The sequence below is a fragment of the Nitrincola nitratireducens genome, from assembly GCF_000585235.1.
Lineage (GTDB): Bacteria > Pseudomonadota > Gammaproteobacteria > Pseudomonadales > Balneatricaceae > Nitrincola > Nitrincola alkalisediminis.
On sequence record NZ_AONB01000012.1, the window covers coordinates 56,048 to 82,769 of the forward strand.

A 26,722-nucleotide genomic window follows, 5' to 3' on the forward strand; every position below is an offset into this window, starting at 1 on the left:
GTTTTTTTGATGAAAAGACGTGTAGCCATAGTCGGATGTTCACTGCGTATACCCGGCACGTCAGCCAATAGTTTCTGGCAGGATTTGTTGGAGAACAAAGACTTAGTCACAGAAGTAGATTCCGATCGTTGGGGCAAAGACAGTTTCTTGCATCCGGACAAGCGCCACCTCGGCAGCAGCTATACCTTTGCCGCGGGGAGTTTAGGGGATGTGTCCGGCTTCGACGCCGCGTTCTTTGGTTTGTCGCCACGTGAAGTCACACACATGGACCCCCAGCAGCGTTTGCTACTGGAAATGAGCTGGGAGGCCATGGAAAGCGCCGGTATTCCGCCATCTTCAATGCGCGGCAGTCAATGCGGTGTTTTTATAGGGATTGCCAGTGTCGACTATGCCTATCGTTACTCTGACGATATGTCGGCCATTGATGCCAATACTGGTACAGGTACCGCCTCCAGCATTGCTGCTAACCGCATCTCCTATTTATTCGACTTGCACGGTCCAAGTATGTCCATGGACACGGCATGTTCATCGTCTTTGGTTGCGTTTCATCAAGCCTGTCGTGCCATTGTCTCTGGCGAAATAGACATGGCGCTGACCGGCGGGATCAGTTTACACCTGCATCCATTTGGTTTTATGGTGTTCTCAAAAGCGACCATGCTTTCCAAAGCAGGCCGATGCCAAGCCTTTGATGAAGCGGGCGATGGGTATGTCCGCTCCGAAGGTGGCGGTGTGTTCCTGTTGAAAGAGTATGAAGCGGCACTGGCCGATGGTGATCCGATTATTGCTGTGGTCGCAGGCACTGCAGCCAATGCCGATGGCAACAAATCAGGCTTAACCATTCCCAACCCGGCGGCACAAATTGCACTCATGCAAAAGGCCTATCAAGAAGCGGGGATTCGTCCCGATCAAATCACCTACCTAGAGGCACACGGCACCGGTACGTCCGTAGGTGATCCGATCGAAACGAGTGCTATCGGTGAGGCGCTGGGTAAGTCGCGTGCGCAACCGCTGCCCATAGGATCGGTTAAGAGTAATGTCGGCCATTTAGAAACGGCATCGGGCGTTGCGGGTCTGGCCAAGGCGCTTTACTCCATTCATCACCGCATAGTGCCTGCAACCATAAGTGTTAAAAATGCCAACCCCAAAATTCTATTTGATGAATGGAATATTGAAGTCGTTACTGAAAACCGTGCGTTGTCTAAAACAGACCCTATTGTCATTGGGATTAACTCCTTTGGATTTGGAGGCGCCAATGCACATGTGATTTTAACCAGCCCGGAATTCGATGCCTCTGAGCCATCTGTGGATGTGGAAGCGGCGGATGCCGAATGTGACACCCCTTTACCGCTCATGTTGTCCGCACGATCTGATGCCGCCTTAAGCGCCATGACGCGGCAATGGGCGGATCACTTGCTTGAGACGCCAGATTCTCTGTACGACTTGGCTTGGACGGCCGCCTTTCGCCGTGAAAAACATTCGAAAGCGCTTCTTGTGTTAGCCTCTTCCAAGGCGGAGGCTGCTCAAAAGTTAACGCAGTTCAACGACGATGCCAGCACTCAATCTGTGTTTACAGGCGAGTGTTTGGCAAATGCACAAGGCCCCGTGTTTGTGTATTCGGGCAATGGTTGTCAGTGGGAAACCATGGGGAAGCATCTGCTGAATGAATCGGCTGTGTTTCGTCTTGCGGTTGAAGAGGTCAATCAGCATTTTCAAACCTACGCCGACTTCTCAATTGTTGAAGAGCTGCAGGGACTCAATGGCAGCGGGCGCTTTGTCAAAACTGAAGTGGCACAGCTACCTTGTTTGCCATTCAGGTTGGGGTGACACGTTTTCTGGAAGAACAGGGTGTTGTGCCTGTTGCCGTCACGGGACATAGCGTGGGCGAAGTGGCGGCGGCTTGGGCCAGTGGAGCCTTGCCATTGGCCGATGCAGTCAAAGTGATTTATTTCCGCAGTGCCTATCAGGGTAAAACAGCCGGTGCTGGGCAAATGACGGCGGTGGCCTGCTCCAGTGAAGACATTCAGCAGTATTTAGACGAGCCACGCTTTAATGCCATTAACCTAGCGGGCATCAACTCCGCCAAGGGTATTACCCTTGCTGGCGACATTGAACAATTAACGTTGCTGGAAGCCGAGCTAAAAGACAAAGGTGTGCGTCTAAAACGCTTGGATCTTGACTATGCATTCCACAGTCAGTTTATGGATGTGATTGAAGAGGGCGTGATTGAAGCGCTGGACAGCATTCAGCCTGGACAGACTCGTGTTCCTTTTTACTCCACAGTCACGGGAGCTGAGCTTGAGGGTTCTGAGCTTAAAGCGGACTACTGGTGGCATAACATTCGCCAACCTGTTCTTTTTAAACCATCCATAGACGCTTTGCTTGAGCAGGGCAATAGCGTGTTTGTTGAAATAGGCGCGCACCCCGTTCTAAGTGGCTACATCAACGAAGGGCTCAGAACCCATCAACGCAAAGGGCTTGTCATTTCGACCTTGTCGCGTGATGATGACCGTTTATATACCTTGCAAAGTGCCTATGCCAAGCTGTTGCTCAGTGGTGCGTTGACGAATTTCTCGCAGACGTTTCCTGTGACAGGACGTTGTGTTGATCTGCCAAGTTATCCTTGGCAGCGCGAGCGCTTTTGGCACCCCGTAACCAGTGAATCCATGGGATTGCTCTATCGTCATTATGAGCACCCCTTGCTTGGCTATCGTTTAAAGCATCACCCTATGTCGTGGGAATCGGAGCTGGATACTCAGCGTCAGCCTTGGCTGGCAGATCACAAGGTTGGCGACGGTGTGCTTTTTCCGGGTGCAGGCTTTGTGGAATTGGCATTGGCGGCGGCTTTGTCAGCTCAAGCGCGTGATGTGTTGGACGTCGAAGAACTGGAAATTCTATCGCCCCTGCTATTGAGCGATCAGCACAGTAAAATGGTGCGTTTGCACCTGCTGTCAGACTCAGGTCAGTTGCGGGTTGAATCGCGTGAGCGTGGCTCAGATGAAGAGTGGAACACCCATCTGCGTGGGCGAGTCATCGCTCAATCACGGGGCTTGTCTTTGGCGATTGAGCGCCTGCATTGCCTTCGCGTGTGCCTGATTTTACGCGAGAAGCCCACCTGCAAGCCGCCAGCTCAATTGGTCTCGATTACGGCCCAGCTTTTCAAGCGGTGCAATCCGGTTGGGTCGATCAGGATCAGGTGATTGGTCGCTTTGATCTGTCGCCTGAGGTGAGAGCGAGTTTGCCTGACTTTGTTTTGCATCCGGGTGTGCTGGATAGCGCGTTCCAGCTCTTTATTCCCCTGCTTAAGCAGCATGCTCAAGAGTATGAAGGCTTGGCCTTTGTGCCGACGCAAGTTGGGCGCATTCAAGTTGCGGTGGAGCATCAAGCAGCTGCCCAGTATTGACGCGTGTTCGACTGTTAAAGCGCTCACCGCACTCTTTATTGGCGCGTGTCGAAATGTTCAACGAGCAGGGCAATGCCTTGGCGGTGTTGCAAGATGTGCGCTTTAAAGCGGTTCCGCTGCGCAAAACCCAACAGCAGGCCGTGAGTTGGCTGAACTACTACCTTACGCCAGCACCTTTGCCGCACATGCGTCAGCCTCTGTCATTGTTGACAGAAGACGTGCTGAACCACTTCAAACAAGGCTGTGAAAAAGCCTTTAGTAAAGATGTGTATGCCACCGATATTGAGCCGCTGCTCGATAGCATGGCCGATGCGATTCTGGGGCAGGTTTTCGAGTCCTACGCCGATGAGCGCGGACATATTCAGGACTGGCCAGATACACCTCTAGCGCAACGCTTGCTCCAGCGTGCCGAAAAGCAAATGTTGCTTGAGAGTACTGAAGAGGGCTGGACGTTGATCACGCCACCTGAAGTGGGGGCCGATGAAATCTGGAATGCGCTGGTGCAAGAATACCCGGCCTATTTCTCGATGACGCATTTAATGGGGCGCTTGAGTCTAGGCTTAGGTGCCTATCTATCAGGTGATGCAGACAGTCGTGAGTTGGAATTGACGCAAGAACGCTACTCCGAATTACTCAAACAAATGCCGGGTTCAGACGCCGTTGATTTGCTGACCACCCAGATTTCGAACTGGTTGGCGGCACAAACCCCCAGTCTTCCCGAAGGTGAGCGCCTGTCGATCATTGAGATGAGTTCAGGGGCGCCCTTGTTTGGTGAAAAAATTGCGAAAATGATCGATTTCAACGTTGCGGATTATGCGTTTGCTTCGTTCCAATCGGATGCCATCAATCAAGCCAACCTGATACTCGAATCTTACCCGCTGACCGATGTTGTGCCTTTAGACGACGGCCAGTCTCGCTTGACGCTGTCACAGGGGCCGCAGTTGGCCATCGTCCACTTGGATGCGATGAATCTGCATGAAGCCCAAGCCCAGCTCAAGCTCTTGAGCGAATCCTTGATGCCCGGTGCCGAACTCTTGGTCATTCATCATCATCCCGCGCTGTGGCTGGATTTTATCTACGGCTTACAAGACGAGTGGTGGATCGACAGTCATCAGTCGCAACAAGCCAGCGCTGAGCAATGGTCTGGCCTCTTGTCTGAAATGGGCTGGGTGGTTGACGGGCGTGTCGATCTTCAACCTATGTCCAGCGGCTGGTTGATGACGCTCTGTCGTTTGTCTGTGGTGCATCCGCAGGTTCAACTGGCAGGGGGCGAATCAAGTGACTCCGACCGTGAAGAAGAGCCAGAAGTGAAGCGCCAATGGTTCTTTATCGAAGACGCTTGTACCGATGAGCACACGGCGCTCGGTTCGGCCCTGGTCGGTGTGATGGAGGCTCACCAGCAATCGGCGGAATCCTTCACCGATATTGAGAGCCTGACACAGCGCGTGACCGAATGCTCTGGAGAAGGTGTGCTGCACTGGGTCTTGATTGCCGAGCCGCACCAGCAGGTGATTGACTGCAGCGTTGCGCGTTGCAGTCAGTTGCTCGATATATTGCGTTTGTCTGAATCCTTGAGCTTGCCGGTCTCCATCTGGGTGGTGACCACGGGCGTGGGCGCAACCTTGCCCGTGGATCAAGCACTCAGCAAGCAAGCCTTTGCTGCATCTGACACCTCATTGGCCAGCGCAATGGTGTGGGGCTTTGTTCGCACCTTAATGAATGAAGTGGGGCAGACACAACTGCGTCTTATCGATGTGCCGAGCATTTCACCTAGCCGTCATATTCTAATGGCATTGGTTGAATCCTTGCTGTATCCAGATGCTGAAAATGAAATTGTCATCAGTCCTTCCGGTGCGCGCTTGGCCACACGCCTGCGTATTGAGCCTCCAACGCTGGGGCTGGCATCAACTCAGTCCAATACGAGTGAGCATGGCGACGCTCTGACCCTGGGCTTTAAGCTCCCGGGTCAGCTGCGCAATTTGGCGTGGCAAACTAAAGCGCTCAGCCCAATGGGACCCAGAGATCTCACCGTCAAAGTTAAGGCGACAGGTCTTAACTTCCGTGATGTAATGTATGCCTTGGGGTTATTGTCTGACGAGGCCATCGAAAACGGCTTCTCGGGTCCAAGTTTAGGGCTTGAATTTTCGGGTTATGTGCTGGATGTGGGCGATGAAGTCACCGAGTTCTCTAAAGGTGATCGTGTTGTGGGCTTTGGGCCGTCCAGCTTTAGTACGACCATTGTGACATCGGCAGATACGCTCTCCATCATGCCTGAGGGCTTGGGATACGAAGCGGCGGCGACGATTCCAACCACCTTCTTCACGGTGTACTATGCCCTCAAACACTTAGCACGTATGGAGCCAGGTGAACGCATCCTGATACATGGTGCTGCTGGTGGTGTTGGCGTAGCGGCGATCCAAATTGCGCTATGGTTAGGTGCTGACATATATGCCACGGTTGGTTCACAAGAGAAGCGTGATTTCTTAACGCTGATGGGCGTCGATAAAATCTATGACTCACGCTCGCTGACTTTTGCCGAAGAAATCCTGGCTGACACCCCAGACGGCAAAGGCGTTGATGTCGTTTTAAACTCTTTGGCAGGCGAGGCCATCAATCAAAACCTGCGAGTGCTTAAGCCCTTTGGACGTTTTCTAGAGCTGGGCAAGCGTGACTTCTACGAAAACACCGCCATTGGGCTGCGTCCTTTCCGCAATAATATCAGCTATTTCGGTATCGATTCCGATCAGCTCATGAAAGAAAAGCCCGCGCTTACGCAACGTCTCTTCCGAGAAATGATGGCACTGTTCGAAGACGGCCAGTTTTTTGCCTTGCCGTACAGCCTGTTTAGTGCAGATCAGGTTGTTGAAGCCTTCCGTTACATGCAGCAAGCCAAGCAGATTGGCAAGGTCATTATTAACTATCCACAGCGGCCCAAGAGCAATGCGCCGTTGCTCAGTCAGCCTGTATCACCGCTGATGTTAAATCCCGATGCAACCTATCTCGTCACGGGTGGTTTGGGTGGTTTTGGCTTGCGAACCGCACAATGGCTGGTTGAAAAGGGCGCGCGGCACCTTGTCCTTTTCAACCGTTCGGGCATCGCGCAAGAAGACGCCTGTGCAACGCTAAAAGCGCTTGAAGCGCAAGGCGTGCAAGTGGTGCGTCGTGCCTGTGATGTTACCCAAAAAGCGGCCATTGAAACGCTCTTATCCGAAATTGAAGCGCACTTGCCGCCTCTAAAAGGGGTGGTGCATGCGGCAACGGTGTTTGAAGATGGTTTGGCGCTCAACCTAACTGAAGCACAAATACGTCAGGTGTTTGAGCCAAAGATGCAGGGCGCGCTGTATTTGCATGAGTTGACACGTAGCCTTGATCTGGATTTGTTTGTGCTGTTTTCATCGGCAACAACCCTGTTCGGTAATCCAGGGCAAAGCAATTATGTTGCGGCCAATCTTGGCTTGGAAGCCTTGGCCAGTCTTCGTGAACAGCAAGGCCTTGCTGCCACTTGTGTTCGCTGGGGGGCAATCGACGACGTGGGCTTTTTAGCCCGCAATGAAAAAATCAAAGAATCCTTGCAAAGCCGCATGGGTGGCGATGCACTTAAGTCAGACGTGGCCTTGTCTATTCTCGACATTCAGCTGCAACGCAACATCACCTTACTGGGTGTCATGGAGCTGGACTGGAGTGCCTTAAATCGCTTCTTACCCACGGCAGACTCACCTAAGTTTAAAGAGGTGGCCGCTTTTGCCGGGGATCTTGATCAGGATGCGGAAGGGCGTGCGTATATAGAGCATTTAATGCACACCCTCTCGCCAGAGGAATTTAAAAGGACCCTTATGGATATGTTAAAAACGGAGTTGAGTAAGATTTTGTTAATTTCAGAAGATAAAATTGACACGGAACGTTCAGTGTATGACATGGGCTTTGACTCGCTTATGGGCGTTGAGCTTATGACAGCCATCGACAATCGGTTCGGGTTGCAGTTGCCCGTTATGGCATTGAGTGAAGCCTCTTCGCTCTCTAAATTAAGCCAAATGCTGATTGACAAGCTTCAGTCCGCCGAAGCAACCAGTGACGATGTGACCCTTGCACAAATGGCGCACAGTCATGGAGTTGATGTTGAAGGGGCGTTGGCTGAATGAAACGTAAAAACTTATCCGGTCAGCTTAAGCAAAAGCTGATCGAGCGATCTATGCAGCGTAAGCTTGAAAACGCGCAAGATGACAGCCAAGGATTGCTCGAAAAGCTCACGCTCTCAGGTAGCCAGCGTCGCTCTCGATTTGTCGACTTTACGCGTCATCCTGCTCATCAGCAAATCACAATTATGCGCGAAGGTGCTCAGCGCTTAGGCGTGAAAGATCCCTTTTTTCGCGTGCATGAAGGTTGCGCAGGTGCCACAACACGCATTGACGGGCGAGAGTGCATTAACTTTGCCAGCTACAATTACTTAGGCCTATCTGGCGATCCGCGTGTCAATCAAGCCGCGATTGAAGCCGTTGAGCGCTACGGAACCTCTGTCTCTGCCAGTCGAATGGTGGCGGGCGAGCGTCCTATCCATCAAGCCTTAGAGAGCGAAATAGCGGACACCTATGGGGTCGATGATGCTGTAGCGTTCGTCAGTGGCCACGCCACTAACGTATCGAGCATTGGCTTTTTAATGGGGCCAAAAGACCTCATAGTGCATGATGAGTACATCCACAACAGCAGTGTGGTGGGTGCCCAGCTGGCCGGATCAAAGCGGATTGCCTTTAAGCACAATGATATGCGCTCGCTTGCCGATATTTTAGAAGCGCAGCGTCCACACTTCGAGCGGGTGTTAATCATTGTCGAAGGGCTGTACAGCATGGACGGCGATTTTCCTGATTTGCCAGAACTGGTGAGCTTAAAAAATCGCTATGATGCTTGGCTAATGGTGGATGAGGCTCACTCCTTCGGCGTGATGGGCTCAACCGGTATGGGTCTGCGTGAACATTTCGGCTTGCCGGGGCACGTGGTGGACATCTGGATGGGGACGTTTAGTAAAACCCTTGCGGGCTGTGGTGGCTATATTGCAGGCAGTCAAGCCTTGATTGATATGCTGAAAACCCTATCACCTGGTTTTTTATACAGTGTGGGTTTGCCAGCCCAAGTCGCGGCCCCCGTCTTGGCCAGTTTGCAAATTCTGCGGCAAGAACCTGAGCGAATTGTCAAGCTTAAGCTGATCTCGGATTACTTCTTAGACAAAGCCAAGTCTAAAGGATTCGATACAGGCCATAGCTTGGGGTGGGCCGTGGTGCCAATTTTGACGGGCAGCTCGTTAAAAGCAGGGCAGCTCTCGGTTGAGCTGTTTGATCGCGGTATCAATGTGCAACCGATTTTATACCCAGCGGTGCCTGAAAAAAGCGCACGTTTGCGATTCTTTTTAAGTTCGCAGCATAGCTACGAGCAAATTGACTATACATTAAACAATTTGTCTAAAATTTGGCAGTAATTAAACGATTGAATCAATTTTTACTAGCCGCAAAGTCTGAATAGGGTTACCATTTCGTTGCAGTTTTGCTGAGAGAGAATAAGAAAAGTCTTATTTAGCGAAGGTAACCCCTAAGGAATACACGGGAGACAAGGTCATAATGGTTTCAATCTCTTCAGCTCATACCAAGGCATTGGTCTTGGGCTCATTTGTTTTTTTATTGAGTGCATGTGCTCAGTTCCCACAAACGCCTCAACACGACGCTGCACACAGTACCCGCACGGTTTTGTCACCCTCTGTTTACCCCCCGTTACCAGCTGATATCAGTCAATATTTTTCAGACAGCCTTCAGGCATCCTTGATCGCTTTGCCCACGTCACCTTGGGGAAGTAATGTCGAAATCGAACTGCAAGATGCCTATTTTGCTGCCAATGGTCGCTTATGCCGGGCTTTCTTCGTTCGTGATATATCGGGCCAAGCCTCAGAGCGCTTGGCATGCCAAACCTCGGCTAAGCAGTGGCAAGAAGTGCGGCCAGTAACTCGAATTTTAAATACGTCAAGCCATGGATAACCTATCGCCATCGCGCCTAGAGAAACGGATTATGTTGCGTAAAACTTTTCAACGTGTTGTTCTGATCAGTAGTGTGCTTATGAGTGCTTGGGCAGGTGCCCAAAGCCTAACCGACTCCGGTATTTTACCCTCGGGTGACCGTGCCATTGCCGTGCCCGAGCGGGTAGAGGAACAAACCCGTAGCCAGTGGAACACTGGCACCTACGGTCCGATACCTCCTAGCACTATCACTGGTGAAATTCGCCCCTTTGGTTCACATTTGTTTACGGGCGGTTTTAGTGGGCTGCGCTCCGATGGCCTTAATGATGACTACGTGATAGCGCCGGGCGACCAAGTCACTTTGCGTGTCTGGGGTGCCATTGAGCTCGAACGTGTATTGCCCGTTGATGCTCAAGGCAACATTTTTATTCCATCTATTGGCCCCATCAGTGTTAAGGGACTTAGCAACAGTCAACTGAACGGGCGCGTCAAGTCGGCTATCCTTAGTGTTTACCCTGAGAATGTGAACGTCTACACCAACCTGCAGGGCGTACAGCCAGTTGCCGTGTTTGTTGCTGGATATGTGACACATCCGGGGCGTTACGCAGGCACACCCAATGACTCCTTATTGTACTTTTTAGACCAAGCGGGCGGTATTGACGATCAACTGGGCAGTTACCGTCGTGTGAAAGTGCTGCGCCAGAATAAAGTCATCGCTGAAGCGGATCTGTACGACTTTTTAATTGAAGGCAAGCTGGTTCGGCCACAATTTAAAGACGGCGACACCATCTTGATTGAAGAGCGTGGCCCGAGTGTGACGGTGACGGGTGATGTTCAACGTGAATACCATTATGAATTAAACCCCTCTGACTTATCCGGTGAAGCTTTATTACGCCTTGCGCGTCTTAAATCCGGTGTGTCGCATGTGTTATTAAGAGGCGGACGTACTCAGGGCCCGATTTCGGTGTATTACGATATTAGCGAGTTTCCGCAGCAACGTTTGCAAAGTGGGGATGAGTTATTGTTTAGCGCGGATCAACGTGACGAAACAATCGTGGTCCAGCTCGAAGGCAGTTTTTACGGCCCTTCACGTTATGCTTTGCCAAAAGATGCTCGCTTGCATGAACTGCTGAGCGCCGTTGCGGTGCCGCAAACCCTAACCGATGTCAATAGCGTGTCTTTGCGTCGTGTGAGTGTGGCCGAGCGGCAAAAGCAATCCTTGCTGGATAGCCTCAACCGCTTAGAAGCGACCTATTTAGGTGCCTCTTCATCGACAGCTCAAGAAGCACAGATTCGGGTGACGGAGTCTGAGTTGATTTCGCGCTTTGTGCAAAAAGCCTCGCAGGTTGAGCCAACAGGGCGCTTAGTTGTCGCGCGTAACGATCAAATCAGTGATATACGCCTGCAAGATGGCGACATCATCACACTGCCAGAATACAGTGATGCCGTGTTAATTAGCGGTGAAGTGCGCGTGCCTCAATCTGTTGTCTTTACACCGGGATTAACGGCCTACGAGTACATTGAGGGGGCCGGTGGCTTTACCCAGCATGCGGACATGAACCAAGTGCTGGTGATCCGCCAAAACGGTGAAGTCGTGGAAGCTCGGAACATTGTTTTGCGTGCAGGTGACGAGATTCTTGTTCTGCCGAAAGTGCCTGTTAAGAATCTGCAGTTGGCCTCTGTTATCAGCCAAATTGTGTTTAATATGGCCGCTGTTGCAAAAGTGGTGTTGGACCTGTAAACCCATCGGAATTTGAAGACGTCAGTGCTGGCTGACGTCTTTGTTGTAAAAGGGAGCCAGTTGTGAAAAAACGTACGCCTTGGCAAGTGACGAGAGCGGTTTGGTACGCCATGTTTATGCGCGAGGCCGTCGCACGCACCATGGCTGACCGTATGGCGTGGTTTTGGATGTTGGCTGAGCCGATTCTGTTTGTATCTATCATGATTTTCGTGCGAACAGTCATCCTTGGGCGTAGCCGTATGCTTTACAATGCTGACTTTGTGCCTTGGCTAATTGTTGGTTTGCTTGGATTCTTTCTATTCAGAGAAAATATGATGCGCTCGTTAGGAGCGGTTGAAGCAAACAGTGGGCTATTCGCGTATCGTCAAGTTAAACCTGTGGATTCAGTACTGGTGCGTTGCTTTTTAGAGGGAATTCTAAAAAGCTTTATTCTGGTGCTGTTTATCTTGGGTGGTTATCTCTTAGATTTAAAACTCATTCCCGATCTAGCTTTAGAAGCCATGTTTGCTTGGGTTTCCTTATGGTTGCTGGGGCTCGGCATAGGTCTAGTGGTGTCTGCTCTTGCAGGTCTTGTGGCTGAAGTGGGGATTATCGTTAAACTTTTATCTTTCCCACTGATGATTTTGTCGGGAGTTATACTTCCCGTTACTATGCTTCCACATTTTCTTCAGCCGTATGTGCTAATGAATCCAATCGCTCATGGAATCGAAGTTCTTCGTCTCGGTTTTTTTGAGCACTATGTTACCTTGCCAGGTATTAACCTCTTGTACCTTTGGTACTGGATCATTGGCAGCATCGCTCTTGGCTTGCTGTTGCACATCCGTTTTGAAATGAGGTTAAAAGCACAATGATTAAAATCCATAAAATGTGGAAGCGCTATCACCACCACATCGCCAATGATTGGATTTTAAAAGATGTGAATCTCCTTATTCCCAAAAAAGTCAGTGTGGGTCTTATCGGCCATAACGGTGCAGGGAAATCGACGTTGCTGCGTTTAATTGCGGGCATGGATACACCGACACGTGGCAATATTTGGCGCAAATGCAGCGTGTCTTGGCCCATAGGCTTATCCGGTGGTTTCAAACCCTCCATGACCGGACGTCAGAATGTCAAATTTGTAGCCAGAGTGATGGGCGGGGACGATGACGAAATTCAACGCGTTATCGCCTTTGTGCAAGATTTTGCCGAGATCGGTAAGTCTTTTGACGAGCCTGTGCAAACCTATTCATCGGGGATGCAAGCGCGTTTACGCTTTGGCTTGTCACTGGCATTTGATTTCGACGTGTATTTGTCTGACGAAGCAACGGCCGTGGGGGACAAAGCCTTTAAAGCAAAAGCCACCAAGGCTTTTAAAAAACGGGTGGGCAAGTCCAGCTTGATAATTGTTTCGCACAGCGAAGGGATCATCAAAGACTTATGTCAAGCCGGGGTGTGGGTACACGAAGGTCAAGCGCATTGGTATGAAGACGTCAACGACGCGTTAAATGATTACACCGACAGTTTAAAAAATCGCACAATTAAGGTTCCGACAGCATCATGAGTGATTCTTCCGTTTACAAGGGCGTTCGTTTGGCAAGGCATCAACAGGGTAAGCTTAATCCCGTTAGCTTGCAGGCCATAAAGCGCTACCCACATTGGTTCTTAGCCATCGTCTTGTCCATTATTGTCGGTTTGTATTGGAACCTGGTGGCCACCCATCGCTATGTGTCGGAAGCCAACGTGGTATTAGAAAGCCCACAATTAGCCGCCCCAACACTCACCTTTCAATCCTTGATTGGCGGCGGTGGGGCTCAAGGGCGTGGTGATATGCTCCTGCTGAGAGATCATTTGTTGTCCGTGGATATGTTAAATAAGCTGCAAGCACAACTGGACGTTCGTGCTCACTATTCTGGCCAAGGTGGCCACTCCATTGACTGGTTAAGCCGAATGCGTCGAGCTGATTTACCGATGGAAGACTTTCATAAATACTTTAAAAAGCGAGTGTCTGTTGAATTAGACGATTACGCGCAGGTGTTGCGTGTGCGGGTTGAGGCCTTTGATGCAGAAACGGCACAAAGTATTGCTCAACTCTTATTGGCGGAAGGCGAGCAGCACATGAACAACATGGGCCAACGCCTTGCGCAAGAGCAAATTCGGTTTTTAGAAGTACAAGTGAATGAGTTGAGCGAGCGTTTTGATGAAGCCTTGGGCGTCTTAATTGATTATCAAAACCAAAGTGGTTTAGTGTCACCCCAGGGTACAGTTGAAAGTATTAATGCAGTGGTCGCAGGGTTAGAGTCACAGTTAGCCAACCTACAAGCACGTCGCAATGCACTTTTAAGCTTCCAAAGCGCAAGATCACCCGAAGTGGTTCGGGTGGACAGTGAAATACAAGCATTGAATCAGCAAATCAATCAAGAGCGTGCGCGTATGGCGCAGGCATCAGGTGGGGCATTGAATACCATTTCGTCTGAATACCAGTTGTTGGAGATGAAAACGCAGTTTGCGAAAGAAAGTTACGCAGGGGCATTGGCAGCCTTAGAGAACACTCGAATTGATGCGGCGCGCAAGCTCAAACAGATTTCAGTCCTGCAAAGCCCAAGTTTGGCTGAATACGCAATAGAGCCCAGACGCGTGTATAACACGGCTGTCTTTGCAATTATTGCGTTGTTCTTAGCCATTATTACGCAAATGCTGGTGTTGATCATTAAAGATCATTTGGATTAACCCGTTTAACCTTGGCTGTCTGTCGCAGCCTGTTTGACATCGACAGATCCTTTCCCGAGGTTGTTGCTGAACTGTCAGTACCGCGACCGGGCGGTAGCGTACCAAATCTATACCGAACTTTTGTCAAAGTGCTCAAAATGGAAATCCTATGCAAAATATAAAACTAGATCAGTCAATAAAAACGGTTGTTCATCTAGGAGCAGGGTACTGCTCTGAGCTTGCCTTTTATCAGGATTCAAAAATTGAGCGAATCATTTTGGTTGAAGGGGATACTGAGATTGCTCAAGAGTTAAGAGAAAACTATCAAACTATTCCATCCGTTGAAGTGGTAGAAGCTGTTGTTGATGTAGATGCTAATACAAAACCTTTCTTTGTCTTTTCATTAAGTGAGTTGAACAGCGTAAGGAGAGCGACAAGCCTTACTGAGTTTTTTCCAAGTGTACGACAGCTCAGCAGCGTGGAAAAAAACGTTCAGGACATTAATACTTTAGTTCAAAACCTTAAAATAAGTGAAGGTGCTTTGTTAGTTGTCGATTTGCCTGGTATTAGTTTAGACGTTCTTACACATCTTGAGGTACACGATCAATTATCCGTCTTTACTCAAGTTTGTGTACATGCGAATAGATCCGCTCTGTATGAGAGTGAGTCTACGGCTGATGAGCTCAAGAGTTGGATGGAAGAGCAAGGGTTTGTTATTGAGGCTAAAGATGAAAACACAGACTTTGATCGACCTGTGTTTGTTTTTCAACGTAGCGCTTTGTTTATTAAGAATAAAGAGTTGCAGGAAGTAAATACTAATTTGATAAAGAAAGTCGCTGAGCAGTCTGATCTTCTATGTACTGAACGCCAAGAAAAAGCAGATTTGTCTAATAAGCTTAATGAAGAACAAGAAAAATTTTCTACGTTACTTGCAGATCATTCAGCGTTGTCAAAGCGGAAAGAAAGTTTGGATGATGCCGTTAGTCAGCTTACAGAACAGCTAAGTCAACTGAAAAGTGAGTTAGATGCGACGATACTTAAGAAGAATGAAGACATTGATCAATTAAAGAAAAAGATCGTAGATTTAGAGTCTATTCATTCGTCAGTTTCATCTGCACTCGATGATTTAAAAGTAGAACATGCTGCTCAGGCTGATCTTTTGTCTACTGAGCGTGAACAAAAAGCAGACTTGGCTAATCAACTTAAGGAAGAGCAATCTAAGCTCGCTGCGTTATTCGCAGATAATTCGGTTTTATCAAAACAGAATGAAAGTTTGGATGCTACTGTTAGTCAGCTTACAGAACAGCTAAGTCAAGTGAAAAGTGAGTTAGATGCGACGACACTAAAGAAGAATGAAGAAGTTGATCAATTAAAGAAAAAGATCGTAGATTTAGAGTCTATTCATTCGTCAGTTTCATCTGCACTCGATGAATTAAAAGTAGAACATGCTGCTCAGGCTGATCTTTTGTCTACTGAGCGTGAACAAAAAGCAGATTTGACTAAGCAACTTAAGGAAGAGCAATCTAAGCTTGCTGCGTTACTCGCAGATAACTCGGTATTATCTAAACAGAATGAAACTTTGGATGCTGCTGCTAGTCAGCTTACAGAGCAGCTCAGCCAAGTAAAAAATGAGTTAGAAAAGTCTGCACTTAAAAATAATGAAGACGTAAAACAATTAAAAATCCAGATTGAAAATAATCATGCTCAAAGAAATACTGAAGTTGAAGGGTTAAAAAAACAGATATCAGAGCTATTTGTTGATCTAGATACAAAAAAATTAGCTATAGTTGGGCTTGAAAAAAATATTAGTGATCAAGTCCTAGTGTTACAAAGTGAAAAAAAATCGAAAGTCGAATTGCAAGAAACCTTAAAGAAAATACAAGCTGACTCTGAAAAAAAACTATCAGATCAAAAAGAAGCTTATACTAAAATTAAAGATGAGTTGGATAAGACAAAAGCAAAGCTTGATGAAACGCACCAGTACTTTATTAATCGTCGAAAACAGGCCGAAGAAGGGGAAGTTAAAATTAAAGAGCTTTCTGTTATAAATGCATCTCTACAGAAAGAGCTTGATCATGCAAAGACCTTAATAGAGAACGAAGCCACCGCGAAAAAAAACTTGGATTTGTTGGAGTCTAAACTTGTAGATCTGCTAACCAAGCAAAGTGAGCAAATTAATCAAAATACCAATGCGCTTGGACAACATGTCACCCGAATGGTTACGAACTCATCAAAGCAGATTGAGTCATTTGTGGGTTTGCAGAGTTACTTTGCAAATGATGGTCAGCCTTTAGTACTTCAAAATACAGGGCTGTCCTCGGATTTGGCTTTGTATCTAACTGAAAAAATACATTCAACGAATTTTGATTGTATTTTGCAATTTGGTACAGGTGCAACCACCCTGTTACTTGCCAAGGCGCTTCGTAAACAGAAATTCCAAAAATCTGAAAATCATAAGCTAGTTGTTCACGATCAGTTAGACATGGAAAAGTTAGATACTTTGCCAAGGCATATCATCTGTTTTGAACATGATAAAAAACAGACATCACAGCTTCAGACTGATCTAAATAACAGCTCATTTCATAATCTAGTAGACCTTAATTTTAGTCCGCTGGTTGATTATAGACATAAAGGTGAAGATTTCTTGTTTTACGATTGTAAAGCAAAGTTGCAACATCTTGCCCATGTTTTTAGCCAGCGAACTGCAAAGTTTCTTGTGTTAGTTGAAGGGCCAAATACACTTGATGGCTGTCTATCACGCTACCCCGTTTTAACGCACTTACTCAAATACCTGTCTGCTCATCAGTTGCAAATACTAATTGTTGATAAAGACAATAGTTTCAATGCAGAAACTGAAAAGCGTTGGGACGAGTTGCTGGAAAAAAGAGAGTTGGTGTTTAGTAAAAAGAGGCTAGCACTTACTACGAATACTCTCTTACTAAATATAAATGTTTAATATGGAAATAATCATGGGGACTTTGATTAAATTAGCAGTTGAAAACTTCAAACAAGGAAACTATCAACAGGCAAAAGAGTATTACCAAAAAGCCAGTGTGGCCTATGGTGAAGAGCTCTTTAAAGAAAATATTATTATTTGTGAACGCTATTTATCATTAGATACGTCTTGTGCCATATCTACTGATCAAAAATCTGTGACAATTTCTGAAAAAACACAGTTAATTCAGACACAAGCATTACTCGAGTACTATTACACGCAGTGTCAGGAACTTCAACACAAACTTATGGATGTTAAGTGAAATGCAAACCCCTAAAAAAATACTGACTGTTTTTGGTACACGACCAGAAGCGATTAAAATGGCCCCCTTAGCCTTGCAATTAGCGGCTGATGAGCGTTTTGACGCCAAAGTCTGTGTGACTGCACAACATAGAGAAATGCTTGATCAGGTTTTAGAACTGTTTGAATTAAAACCTGATTTTGATCTTAATTTAATGAAGCCCGGGCAGGATTTAACGGATATTACAACGGGTATTCTACAAGGACTTAAACAGGTTTTTTTAGATTTTAAACCTGATGTTGTTCTTGTTCATGGTGACACTGCCACGACTTTCGCCACCACTTTAGCAGCTTACTATCAGCAAATTGCTGTTGGTCACGTGGAAGCGGGGTTAAGAACTGGCAATATTTATTCGCCCTGGCCTGAAGAAGGTAATCGCAAACTAACGGGTGCACTTGCTAATATTCATTTTGCTCCTACGTCAACGTCAAAGCAAAACTTGCTTAATGAAGGTGTCAGTCCCGAGTGTGTTCATGTTACCGGCAATACGGTGATTGATGCGCTTTTCGAAGTTATTGAAAAGCTTAAGAGCAATGCGACCCTTTCCAGTCAGTTCAATACTCAATTTGAATTTTTAGACTCTTCAAAAAAATTGATATTGGTTACAGGCCATCGTCGAGAAAGTTTCGGAGGTGGATTTGAGCGGATCTGTCAGGCACTTGCTAACACGGCGATAAGTCATCCAGATGTTGAAATCGTTTACCCAGTTCACTTAAATCCTAATGTACAAGAGCCCGTCAATCGTTTATTGGCAGGTATTGATAACATTCATTTGATCGACCCTTTAGATTATTTACCCTTTGTGTATTTAATGAACCAAGCTCACATCATTCTCACTGACTCAGGTGGAATTCAGGAAGAGGCGCCATCTTTAGGAAAGCCTGTGTTGGTTATGCGAGATACCACTGAAAGGCCTGAGGCGGTTGAAGCGGGCACTGTTAAATTGGTCGGAACAGATTCTGATGTGATTACTCAGGAACTGACTCGTCTTTTACGTGACCAAGATGCTTACAATACAATGAGTTTTGCTCACAATCCGTATGGTGATGGTCAAGCATGCCTTCGTATACGCGATTATCTTGCAAGTCTTTAATTTTTACTTTACAAAAGGAATTCTAAATGAGTTTTAAAACAATTTCAGTCGTGGGTCTTGGATATATCGGTTTACCAACAGCGGCTGTGTTTGCATCTAGAAAACAACCTGTTATAGGGGTCGATGTTAATCAACATGCTGTTGACACAATCAACAAGGGTGAAATACACATCGTTGAACCTGAGTTGGATATAGTTGTCCGTGCAGCTGTATCTCAAGGGTTTTTAAAAGCTGTTACAAAACCTGAACCTGCTGATGCTTTTATGTTGCAGTGCCTACACCTTTTATTCACGACACTGAAGGTGATAGCCATAAAGCCGATTTGAGTTATATCGAAGCCGCCAGTAAGGCGATCGCACCCGTATTAAAATCAGGCGATCTTGTTGTTTTAGAGTCAACCAGTCCCGTTGGTGCAACGGAGCAAATGGCCGCATGGCTAGCGGAGGCTCGTCCTGATCTAACTTTTCCACAAACACATGGTGAGTCATCGGATATCCGAATTGCGCATTGTCCAGAGCGTGTTTTGCCGGGGCATGTGATACGTGAACTTGTTGAAAATGATCGAGTGATCGGCGGCTTGACGTCCAAGTGTTCACAGCGCGCAGTTGAACTGTATAAAATTATCGTTGAAGGTGAATGTGTCGTTACTAACGCTCGCACTGCTGAAATGGCAAAGTTAACGGAAAATAGTTTCCGAGATGTCAATATTGCATTTGCGAATGAGCTTTCAACTATTTGTCATGAGCTAAATATTAATGTTTGGGAGCTTATCGCTCTCGCTAATCGTCATCCTCGTGTGAGTATTCTGCAGCCGGGTGCAGGTGTTGGTGGGCACTGTATAGCCGTAGATCCATGGTTCATTGTTGACTCATGCCCAGAGCATGCTCGTCTGATTAAAACTGCCAGAATAGTCAACGATGATAAGCCTAAGTGGGTACTAGAGCAGATTAAACAGCAACTCGATCAAATACATCAAAATAAACCCAATGTATCGAGAGCCTCAATCAAGGTTGCCTGTTTGGGCATTGCGTTTAAGCCGGATATCGATGACCTGCGTGAGAGTCCTGCTATGGGCATTGCAGAGCAAGTGTCGGCCTTAGGCTGCCAGCTGATGATTGTTGAGCCGAACATACATCAATTACCTAAAACACTCGCTCAATCAGCTTCTTTAGTTTCCCTTGATGAAGCGCTAGTCCAAGCTGATGTTGTTGCCGTTCTTGTTAAACATAAACCCTTTATTGAAAACACGGCAAAACTGATCAATTTAGCTCATATAATTGATGCTGTTGGTTTACTTAACACAAAATAAATGATGATCCGCAGGCATCGGTTAGATGCCTGCACTAAGGAATACCCTGAGGTCTTTTGTAATATGGATGCGCTTCTTCAGCTTGCACAGCAGTGTGCTCAGCAGTCAGCAGTAAATTTTCTTCCAATTCACAACCGTGTTGCATACGTTGTCAGTCACGGTCAAAGCTACGCAAGCAATGGCTATGCAATCAGAACTCAAGCCGTGGCGAAGGCGCTTAACGAACATGGCTTTGAGGTGCTATGTTTTGTTAAGCCTGGTCGCCCGTGGGAGTTGAATAAAGATATTACAAAAGACATCGCACCAGAAGTGATAGTTGATGGTGTGCGCTATATCCACAGTCGCTTGTGGGAAAAAGCACATAATGCACAAAAACAGTTTGAAAAGAGTGTTGAAAAGTTCGTTGAACTTTTTCAAGTGTATCGTCCTAGCGTTGTCTTAGCGGCTTCAAATTGGATAGTAGGACTGCCTGCTTGGGTTGCAGCAAAGCGTCTTGGTATTCCATTTCACAACGAGGTGCGTGGTTTTTGGGAACTTTCGCGTGATGCACGCGAGCCCGGATATGCAGATACAGAAGAGTATCTAATTGAAAAGGAGCGAGATACGTTTGTTTCGATGCAGGCAGAATCTGTTTTTACGCTCAATAATGCCATGAAGCATGAACTTATTGGTCGTGGAGTGGATGCTGAAAAAATTCATTTAGTGCCAAATGGCGTGAGTGAGTTACCTGAGATTAAGAGTATAGATCAGGCACTGATAAAACAGTTAGGGATAGAACAGCAGGAAAAAGTTGTTGGATATATTGGAAGTTTTAGTGCTTACGAAGGTCTTGAGACATTACTAGATGCATGTGCTAAATTGATTCAACAGGGAGAGAAACTCAAACTTTTACTTGTCGGCGATGATCAACCCTTAACAGTCAAGTTGGCAGATACCGGCAAACCAAAAACACTGTCTGATCAGCCTTGGGTGATTCAAGTGGGGCGCGTGCCTCATGAACAAGTGGGTGATTACTATGCTTTAGTTGATGCGATAGTCATACCACGTAAGAAGTTAAAAGTGTGTAATATTGTCCCTCCGATGAAAGTCGTTGAGGTACTTACATATGGAAAGCCTTTACTTGTATCTGATGTTGAAGCGCTTATGGAATATGCAGATAAATATCATCATATTCATTCATTTAAGGTTGATAACAGTGAAAGCTTGTCAATAGAGCTTAAAAAACTATTGAATATGGCTGCGCCAAAACCTGTATCCTTACGGATGTCATATAATCTAGAAACACTCATTGCTAAGTTAGCAGGGAAAACGCTGCTGGGTGCAGCTACCAATCAACGACTTGGAAAATCCGCCACGATCGATTTAAACACGGCGACCTACAAAACTGCAAGTGAACTCTTTTATAAGCAGGGTAACCTAAACGAAACTCTTGAAATCCTTGATCATCTTATCGCCAATAATGTCAAGTTCGATAAGACGCAGCGCGACTTTCATGAATTTGTAAAAGGTTTAGCAAGACTTCAACAGGGGTGGAAGTTACCTTCAAGACAACCTAACGCGGGTCTAATGACACGACGTAAGCATTTGCTTTATTGTTTACATCAATCTGTACCTCATGCAACAAACGGTTATTCAACGCGTTCTCATGGTATTGCTGTTGGTCTAAAAGAATCGGGTTGGAAAGTCAACGCAGCAACTCGCACAGGTTTTCCTTGGGATGCGAATATCAATGTGGCAGGAAAAGGCTACCATCTTGAAGAGGTTGATGGCATTACTTATACCGCCTGTGCGGGGTGGAGCCTCGCTAAAACACCATTGGACCGTTATTTAGCAGAAACTGCAGACCACTTCTTGAGGGAAGCGCAAACCTCGGGTGCAGAGGTAATAGTCGCTGCATCCAACCATATTACTGCACTTCCTGCACTTATGGCTGCCAGGCGTTTAGGACTCCCGTTTGTTTATGAAGTCAGAGGCCTTTGGGAAGTTACTCAAGCCTCGACACAACCAGAGTGGATGGATTCAGATCGCTATCATTTGATGAAATCATTGGAATCACTGACATCACGTGAAGCTGATTTAGTCATTACGCTTACAGAAGAGTTAGCCGATGAACTGGTTGCTCGTGGAACATCAAGGGATCGTATCCAAGTCGTCCCTAATGCCGTAGATGCAGATAGATTTAAACCCACAGCGGCTGATCCTGAACTACTTAAGCAGCTAAATATAAAACCAAATGTTCCTGTCATAGGTTATGCAGGCAGTGCCGTGGCTTACGAGGGTTTAGAATTACTTCTAGAAGCCTTAGCAGAGCTTAAGAAAGCGGAGATTGAGTTCTGTTTTGTGTTAGTAGGTGATGGGAAAGTTATCGATCTTGTTAAGGCTAAGGCAAAAGCGCTTGAAATCGAAAGTGAATGTCGCTTTACGGGCAGAATTCCATTTGATCAAGTGCCTAACTATTTGGCGTGCATGGATATTATGCCTATTCCTAGACTCTCGTCTGCGGTCACTGAAATGGTATCCCCACTTAAGCCCCTAGAAGCCATGGCGATGGCAAAGGCAGTGGTGCTTTCAAATGTATCACCGCATAAAGTATTTGCGGGCAACAATGAACGCGGTCGGTTGTTCCAGAAAGATAGCGTTGCATCCTTAACTGAACTTTTAAAAGAGTTAATCGCCAATCCGAATGAGCGTGAGCGGTTAGGTCAAGCCGCCCGTCAATGGATAGAAAAAGAGCGTACTTGGAATCAAGTCACTAGTCATTACAGCTCTTTCATTAATAGGTTGTTGCATCAACAAGCTAAGTCAAGATCACAACGAACAACTCAATGTAAAACCCTAGGTCAGATCACCATAGGTTTGATTGCAGATCAATTCACGACTGATACTTTAGCCAGTGCCGTTAAAGTGGTTAGACTATCACCAGATAACTGGCAACAAGAGCTTTCACAGCAACCGATTGATGCCATGTTCGTTGAATCTGCATGGAAGGGTAATGATTGGGAGTGGCATAAAAAAGTTGGATACTACAGTGATGAAGAGTTTGCACCACTAGCAGCTTTGTTAACCTATTGTCGCAAGCAAGGTATCCCTTCACTGTTTTGGAACAAAGAAGACCCAGTTCATTTCGATCGTTTCCGTAAAGCTGCTAGTATGTGTGATCATGTATTTACCACGGATAGCCGTCGTATTATTCCTTATTTGGCTACACCGAATGCCATCACGCAAACAGCAAGCAGCTGTCCTTTCTATGCATCACCGAAAATTCATAACTTGCTACCATCTAGAAGGCCATGGCAGCAAACGGCCGCATATGGGGGCACTTACTACGGTAAACGCTACCCAGAGCGCACCGAATACATGGATAAAATCATGAGTGCAGCAGCGCCTCTAGGATTGACAATTTATGATCGACAACATGATGATCCTGAATCTCCTTACAAATATCCGGGCGGCTTAGGAGGTTATGTTGCAGGAAGCTTATCTTATGAAGAGATGATTCAAGCCTATAAATCGCATCCTGTCCAAATTAATGTTAACTCGGTACTTGATTCACCTACCATGTTCTCGCGCAGAGTGGTGGAAACTGCAGCCTGTGGTTCACCTATGATCTCAGGTCCAGCATTGGGCATGAATCGTTATTTAGAGAATGCAGGCCATGTTATACAAACTGAAAGCGAAGCAGCTCAGGCATTAGAGAATCTAATGCAGCACCCTGCCTATCGTTGGCGTGTAGCATTAAAAGGTGCTAGAGCAATCATGCGTGCGCATACCACTGAGCTTCGTCTTGCTCAAATGCTCAGAACAGCGGGTATGGTGATTGATGCACCGCAACCTCCAAAGATAAACCTAGTATCTGATGAAATAACACAAACGGCTGTCAAGTGCATATTACAACAAACGCTACGACCATTCGCTGTGTTTGCACATCAATGGTTAGAAGGCACAAAAGTTGAGTTACAAGCAGCGGGTATTAAATGTTGCGATATAAGAGATACCTCGACTCCCCCTAACAGTCTTTGGCTTTACGCAAATCCTAGAGCCTTAGAAAACTTAGAAGAAGAGGATTTAGAGGATCTCGCATGGCCAACAACTTACACCCAACATGCTCGTTTAGGATTTATAAGAGACACAAGTCTTAAAGATCAACAATGGCCTGGTGTTGCCTTAGAAGAAAACGAGATAGATACAGGCTTACAGTTATTGCAACTGCAATCATCTGTTGAGCTGGAAAACATAGGCGCTTGGGCAGAAAAACAATCAACCCTAGCCATTAGAAAACCAACACGCTTGCATGAAACTGCACCAAATGTAACACCAAAGAAAACGGTTGTGATTGCAGGTCATGACCTTAAATTTATCAAACCCTTCTACCCTTATTTTACAAATGCAGGTTTTAGGGTGTTGTTAGATTTTTGGACAGGTCATAACCAACATAATGAAGACGCGAGTAAACGACTCATCAAACAAGCAGATACCGTGTTTTGTGAATGGACACTAGGTAATGCGATTTGGTACGGCAAGTATAAGTTACCAATGCAGAAGTTAGTCGGCCGTTTGCATGCACAAGAGATTCGTAGTGTGCTGTTCGATAAGGTACCCTTTGAGGTATTCGATACGGTGATCTTTGTAGGCCCCCATATGCTTCGCAATGCCAAGAAACGTAATCCTGCCCTTAAGAAAAACGGTGTGGTGATCTATAACGGCGTAGATATCAATTCCCTGCAGGCTGTGCAGCGAAAGCCAACTAACTCCAAGGTGATTGGTCTGGTAGGCATGGTGCCTCAAAGCAAGCGACTTGATCGCGCGCTTGATATCCTCAGGGAGCTGCGCCAAGAAGATGACGGCTACACCCTGCGGGTAAAGGGTAAGCGACCGGAGGACTACCCTTGGATGGCTCAGCGTACCGAAGAGATGGCCTGGTATGAAGCACAATATCGTCGTTTGGAAGAGGATGCGGATCTTAAAGGAGCAGTGTTCTTTGATGGCCACGGCGACGATATGCCCGAGTGGTATGTGGGTATCAATTACATTCTTTCCGTCAGTGACCATGAAAGTTTTCATCTTGCTATTGCAGAAGGGGGGGCAGCAGGTTGTACGCCTATCTCACTATCTTGGGAAGGCGCGGATGAGATTTACCCCAAAGAATGGGTGTATTCGAATGCTTCACATGCTGCGCAAGGGATAAAAGCAAGGCTTGGCGTTCAGACTCAAGTGGCCCAGTACATCAAGGTAAAATTTGATATTCAAAAAATAGCTAAAGAACTAATCGAATTTTTTGAATGATGCTTTTTTATGTGGATTTTTTATGACATCTCCAATTAAGATTTTTATTTTTGGTAGCTGCGTTTCGAGAGATTTTATAGAGATTTCTGGCGCAAAAAACTTTAAGCTAGTTGAGTATTATGCACGGTCAAGTTTTGCGTCGATAAATGCTAAGCCAATAAAAGATGAACAATTGCTTAGTAAAATAGATTCAAAGTGGCAGCGATTAATGGTTGCAAGAGATCTCCATAAAAACATTTTTAATGATCTGTTAAAAAATAATTATGATACGATACTTATAGATCTTATTGATGAAAGATTTAATTTAGCTAAAATTGATGGTAGTTTCTGCACAATATCTACAGAATATAAAAAAAATCAAGAAAAAAAATTTAATGCGATCTCATTTGACTCAGAAGAAAAATTTGAGCATTGGAAGCTTGGGTTTGAGAAGTTTATAAAGACACTAGAAAGCATTGGTGCTGTTAATAAATTAAGAGTAAATAGAGTCTGGTGGGTTGATCAAATAGATAGAGGAAATCTTTTTTCAGAAGAAATCTCTGCTTACATACAGCGAAATAATAAAATGCTGGATAGAATGTATGCTTATATAGCAAAATTTATAAATATAAACCAGTTCTTAGATTATCCTAGAGATGTTTTAGTTTCTGCAAGCAATCACAAGTGGGGAGTTCAGCCTTTTCATTATGTTGATGATTTTTATAATTATACTAAAAAAAGCCTTGAAATAAGTTTGCTAAGTAAAATTGAAATGCCTATAAATCAAAACTCAGGTAAAGTTTTCCCAGATCTATTTAGTGCTTATAAGGCATTAAAAATTGGTGTGTTTTTTATAAATAGGGATGGAGTGATGTATCCGTTTAAATGGGATATGTCCGCTGGTATTGAATACCCGATTGTGTTTTTTACCCCAGGCAGAACTATTCGTGGTAAACCAACTCCTATTTTTCAACGATCTAAATACTTTGATGCGCTTGAAGGGTATAACTGTGTTTCTTGCTTTGATCCTACCTTATTTAAAGATGATGAAATAAATTTGGCTTGGTTTCAGGGCGAGAAAAAAAAGTTTTATGCGCTTGAGCTTGCTAAGTTATGGCAGGAATTTGTAATTAAGTTAAAAATAAACACTGGTAAGATTCTTTATTTCGGTACAAGTGGAGGTGGTATACCAGGTTTCTATCTTGCTAAAAGTACACCAAACTCTAATCTCTTTATGTCTAATGTTCAAACTGATGTAAGAGATTATGATCCAAGAGCACTTATTAAGTTAGTTCAAGTGGCTTTTGGTGGTGATATGAAATATGTCGAAAATGCGAGTGATAATCAAAATAGATTTAGCATAAATGGCCATAGTGGTCCATTTAATTTGATCTATGCCCAGAATAAAGCAGATGTTTTCCATTATGAAAGGCATTATAAAAGATGGCGTAGTGAAACGAGTCTATCATTCTTCAAAAGTGTAAAATTTATTGAATATGATGATCCAGACACTGGTCACGCCCCTCTTGATGCTAAATCTGAAATTCAAATAATTAAAGGGATTCTTGAAAATAAAACGTACGATTTCATTTTTCCCAATGCTAAAATAGAGCTAATGTGTTGTAGTTAAATATAGTGTTAGTTAGGGCTTGTGTAGAACTTTTTGGATGGTTTTTACATTAGATTTAGTTTTATTTTCTTTGTGTGGACGCTTGTTCATCGATGAATGTAGTAGGTTAACTATAATTTTTTATAACTATATTTTTCGATCTCTATTTTTATTTTCAGCTGTGCTTGATTTTTCATTTTCAATGAATCTAAGTTTCTTAGTGGAAGTCAAGATTTATTTAATGATGTGAGTATGCTTTTTTAATTTTTGGTTGTCTGAGTCAAAACCAATTTATGATTTTGTATAAAACTGTATCTTATAAATTCTCGAA

13 protein-coding genes and 2 pseudogenes are annotated in these 26,722 nt (G+C 45.5%); all 15 read left to right on the forward strand.

Annotated features, from left to right (window positions below; genetic code table 11):
* The first annotated feature begins 9 nt into the window (after positions 1–9).
* The 15 genes and pseudogenes from D791_RS20990 to D791_RS11245 all read left to right on the forward strand — a co-directional run bounded on the left by D791_RS20990 (position 10) and on the right by D791_RS11245 (position 26,412).
* Positions 10–3,197, forward strand: a pseudogene (locus D791_RS20990) (type I polyketide synthase).
* Entirely contained in the window at positions 3,086–3,400 is a 315-nt protein-coding gene (locus D791_RS21470) for a polyketide synthase dehydratase domain-containing protein (protein WP_081763845.1), read from the forward strand. The pseudogene D791_RS20990 and the gene D791_RS21470 overlap by 112 nt, the downstream one beginning before the upstream one ends.
* Positions 3,397–7,539 carry an SDR family NAD(P)-dependent oxidoreductase gene (locus tag D791_RS19705; protein ID WP_237748619.1) on the forward strand — a complete coding sequence of 1,381 codons (4,143 nt, stop codon included), beginning with the start codon at positions 3,397–3,399 and terminating at the stop codon, positions 7,537–7,539. The genes D791_RS21470 and D791_RS19705 overlap by 4 nt, the downstream gene beginning before the upstream one ends.
* Positions 7,536–8,867: an aminotransferase class I/II-fold pyridoxal phosphate-dependent enzyme gene (locus tag D791_RS11190; protein WP_036511636.1), complete on the forward strand. Its 1,332-nt coding sequence runs from the start codon at positions 7,536–7,538 to the stop codon at positions 8,865–8,867. The genes D791_RS19705 and D791_RS11190 overlap by 4 nt, the downstream gene beginning before the upstream one ends.
* 139 nt (positions 8,868–9,006) lie before the next feature.
* Complete coding sequence (locus D791_RS11195) at positions 9,007–9,417, forward strand: DVU3141 family protein (RefSeq protein WP_036511639.1); 411 nt, start codon at positions 9,007–9,009, stop codon at positions 9,415–9,417.
* A gap of 31 nt (positions 9,418–9,448) precedes the next feature.
* Positions 9,449–11,137 carry a polysaccharide biosynthesis/export family protein gene (locus D791_RS11200; protein WP_051514449.1) on the forward strand — a complete coding sequence of 563 codons (1,689 nt, stop codon included), beginning with the start codon at positions 9,449–9,451 and terminating at the stop codon, positions 11,135–11,137.
* Positions 11,138–11,199: 62 nt separating this feature from the next.
* The gene (locus tag D791_RS11205; RefSeq protein WP_036511646.1) at positions 11,200–11,988 is read left to right on the forward strand and encodes an ABC transporter permease; all 789 of its coding nucleotides are present in this window, start codon (positions 11,200–11,202) and stop codon (positions 11,986–11,988) included.
* Complete coding sequence (locus D791_RS11210; RefSeq protein ID WP_036511648.1) at positions 11,985–12,677, forward strand: ABC transporter ATP-binding protein; 693 nt, start codon at positions 11,985–11,987, stop codon at positions 12,675–12,677. The genes D791_RS11205 and D791_RS11210 overlap by 4 nt, the downstream gene beginning before the upstream one ends.
* Entirely contained in the window at positions 12,674–13,843 is a 1,170-nt protein-coding gene (locus tag D791_RS11215) for a KpsE/RkpR family capsule polysaccharide export protein (RefSeq protein WP_081763840.1), read from the forward strand. Before D791_RS11210 ends, D791_RS11215 begins: the two co-directional genes overlap by 4 nt.
* A 148-nt stretch (positions 13,844–13,991) precedes the next feature.
* Entirely contained in the window at positions 13,992–16,778 is a 2,787-nt protein-coding gene (locus D791_RS11220) for a hypothetical protein (protein WP_036511649.1), read from the forward strand.
* 13 nt (positions 16,779–16,791) lie between these two features.
* Positions 16,792–17,079: a hypothetical protein gene (locus D791_RS11225; protein ID WP_157682337.1), complete on the forward strand. Its 288-nt coding sequence runs from the start codon at positions 16,792–16,794 to the stop codon at positions 17,077–17,079.
* Between the two features lies 1 nt (position 17,080).
* On the forward strand, positions 17,081–18,211 hold the full coding sequence (gene wecB / locus D791_RS11230) for a non-hydrolyzing UDP-N-acetylglucosamine 2-epimerase (RefSeq protein WP_036511733.1): 1,131 nt from the start codon (positions 17,081–17,083) through the stop codon (positions 18,209–18,211).
* 26 nt (positions 18,212–18,237) lie between these two features.
* Positions 18,238–19,520: pseudogene (wecC, locus tag D791_RS11235) on the forward strand (UDP-N-acetyl-D-mannosamine dehydrogenase).
* Between the two features lie 63 nt (positions 19,521–19,583).
* Complete coding sequence (locus D791_RS19005; RefSeq protein ID WP_051514450.1) at positions 19,584–24,803, forward strand: glycosyltransferase; 5,220 nt, start codon at positions 19,584–19,586, stop codon at positions 24,801–24,803.
* 22 nt (positions 24,804–24,825) lie between these two features.
* Positions 24,826–26,412: a DUF6270 domain-containing protein gene (locus tag D791_RS11245; protein ID WP_036511653.1), complete on the forward strand. Its 1,587-nt coding sequence runs from the start codon at positions 24,826–24,828 to the stop codon at positions 26,410–26,412.
* The last annotated feature ends 310 nt before the right edge of the window (positions 26,413–26,722 follow it).

Bases quoted from the DNA above. Each gene is read 5' to 3' on its own strand.
- D791_RS11215 (WP_081763840.1), top strand. From the start codon at position 12,674: ATGAGTGATTCTTCCGTTTACAAGGGCGTTCGTTTGGCAAGGCATCAA.
- D791_RS11190 (WP_036511636.1), top strand. From the start codon at position 7,536: ATGAAACGTAAAAACTTATCCGGTCAGCTTAAGCAAAAGCTGATCGAG.
- D791_RS11225 (WP_157682337.1), top strand. From the start codon at position 16,792: ATGGGGACTTTGATTAAATTAGCAGTTGAAAACTTCAAACAAGGAAAC.
- D791_RS11200 (WP_051514449.1), top strand. From the start codon at position 9,449: ATGTTGCGTAAAACTTTTCAACGTGTTGTTCTGATCAGTAGTGTGCTT.
- D791_RS19005 (WP_051514450.1), top strand. From the start codon at position 19,584: ATGGATGCGCTTCTTCAGCTTGCACAGCAGTGTGCTCAGCAGTCAGCA.
- D791_RS11220 (WP_036511649.1), top strand. From the start codon at position 13,992: ATGCAAAATATAAAACTAGATCAGTCAATAAAAACGGTTGTTCATCTA.
- D791_RS11210 (WP_036511648.1), top strand. From the start codon at position 11,985: ATGATTAAAATCCATAAAATGTGGAAGCGCTATCACCACCACATCGCC.
- D791_RS11245 (WP_036511653.1), top strand. From the start codon at position 24,826: ATGACATCTCCAATTAAGATTTTTATTTTTGGTAGCTGCGTTTCGAGA.
- wecB (WP_036511733.1), top strand. From the start codon at position 17,081: ATGCAAACCCCTAAAAAAATACTGACTGTTTTTGGTACACGACCAGAA.
- D791_RS11195 (WP_036511639.1), top strand. From the start codon at position 9,007: ATGGTTTCAATCTCTTCAGCTCATACCAAGGCATTGGTCTTGGGCTCA.